This window comes from Streptomyces coffeae, assembly GCF_016741875.1.
Lineage (GTDB): Bacteria > Actinomycetota > Actinomycetes > Streptomycetales > Streptomycetaceae > Streptomyces > Streptomyces coffeae.
Map to the genome: position 1 here is coordinate 1 of NZ_JAERRF010000113.1, position 1,782 is coordinate 1,782.

Consider the following 1,782-nt stretch of genomic DNA (forward strand, 5'->3'; position numbering starts at 1 on the left):
GGGGTCTGGCCCAAGTTGTGTGGGCGGACTACTCGTTGTAGCCGTTGATCTTGGTGGTGAGGGTTTGGAAGTCGCCTCGATTTCGCTCCTCGTATGGCTGATGTGCTCGACATTCGGTCGCCGTGAACGAAGACCTGTCTCCGGTACAAGAGCTGTTGTTCCCGTCGAACACGAACGTCGTGATCACGTCCGCTGAGACGGACGCTGAAGCGATACGCGTCGAGGCACGATGCACCGCAAGCAACGCTCGTTGCCCGGCCTGCGGGGACTGGTCGGCTCAGATCCACGGTTCCTACCTGCGCTTCCCCGCGGATCTGGCCTGTGCCGGACGGCCGTGCGTACTGGTGCTGCGGGTCCGCCGGTTCGTCTGCGCGACGCCGGAATGCCCGCGGCGCACGTTCGTCGAGCAGGTGCCGGGGCTCACCAGACGCCACGGCCGGACCACCGAGCGTCTGCGGTCGACGATGAGCAAGCTCGGGCTGGCTCTGGCCGGGCGGGCAGGTGCCCGCCTCGCCGCGCACCTGGGCATCATGACCAGCCGCAATACGTTGCTGCGGCGGGTGATGGACCTGCCCGACCCGGAAGCGACGCAGCCTCGCGCCGTGGGCGTGGACGACTTCGCGCTGCGGCGTGGCCACGTCTACGGAACGGTCGTGATCGACGCCGAGACCCACCAGGTCCTCGACCTGCTGCCCGAGCGCGACGCCGCCACCCTCGCCCCGTGGCTCGCGGCCCATCCCGGAATCGAAGTCATCTGCCGCGACCGTGCCGGCGCCTACGCCGAGGCCGCCGACACCGCCACGCCCCAAGCCCTCCAGGTCGCCGACCGGTTCCATCTTTGGCAGAACCTCGCCTCCGCGGTCGAGAAGACCGTGTCCGCGCACCGCTCCTGCCTGCGCGACGTGCCGCTGCCAAGCCCCGAGCCGGAGCCGGACTGGGAGACGCCGACCGGGACGGCCCCCGGCCAGGGCGACGAAACGGACGCACCGACGGGCAAGTTCGCCGAGCGAGCCCGTGTTCACCACGCTCTCGTCCACGAACTCCTCGCCCAGGGCGTGAGCCTGCGGGGCATCGCCCACCATCTGGGCTGGGGCCGGCACACGGTGCAGCGGTACGCACGCGCGGCCCGCTGGCAGGACATGGTCAAGGGGCGCAAGCGGCAGCTCCCGAGCAAGCTCGACCCGTTCAAGTCCTACCTGGCCGAACGCTGGGCCGAAGCCGACAGGAAAGTGACCGCTCTCGACCTCTACCGGGAGATCGCCGCCCGGGGTTTCCGCGGTCACTACTCCATCGTGTGCGACTGGATCCGGCGCGACCTGCCCCGGCGGCAAGGCTTCACACCGGCTCCGCCACCGCTGTCGGTGCGGCAGGTGACCGGCTGGCTCACCCGGCACCCGGCCACCCTGACCGAAGAGGAGAAACTGCACCGCAAGGCCGTGCTCGACCGCTGTCCGGAACTGGCGTCCGCCGCGGAAATGACCAGCTCGTTCGCGGAAATGCTCACCACACTCGACGGGCTGTGCCTCCCCGCGTGGATCACCGAGGCGGTGACGTCGGGCCTGCCCGGCATCAGCACCTTCGCGGCCGGGCTGGAAGGCGACTTCGACGCAGTGACCGCCGGGCTGACCACCGACTGGAACTCCGGCCCGGTCGAAGGAGCAGTCAACCGGATCAAGATGCTCAAACGGCAGATGTTCGGCCGCGCTGGATTCCCGCTCCTCCGAAAGCGCGTTCTCCTCGCGTGACACTGCGTGACCGGCCCACACAACTTGGGCCAGACCC

At 69.2% G+C, this 1,782-nt stretch carries 1 protein-coding gene; it reads left to right on the top strand.

Annotation, left to right across the window (positions count from 1 at the left end; all coding sequences use genetic code 11):
• The first annotated feature begins 179 nt into the window (after positions 1–179).
• Complete coding sequence (locus tag JK363_RS41185; protein ID WP_307822113.1) at positions 180–1,745, top strand: ISL3 family transposase; 1,566 nt, start codon at positions 180–182, stop codon at positions 1,743–1,745.
• Positions 1,746–1,782 lie beyond the last annotated feature (37 nt).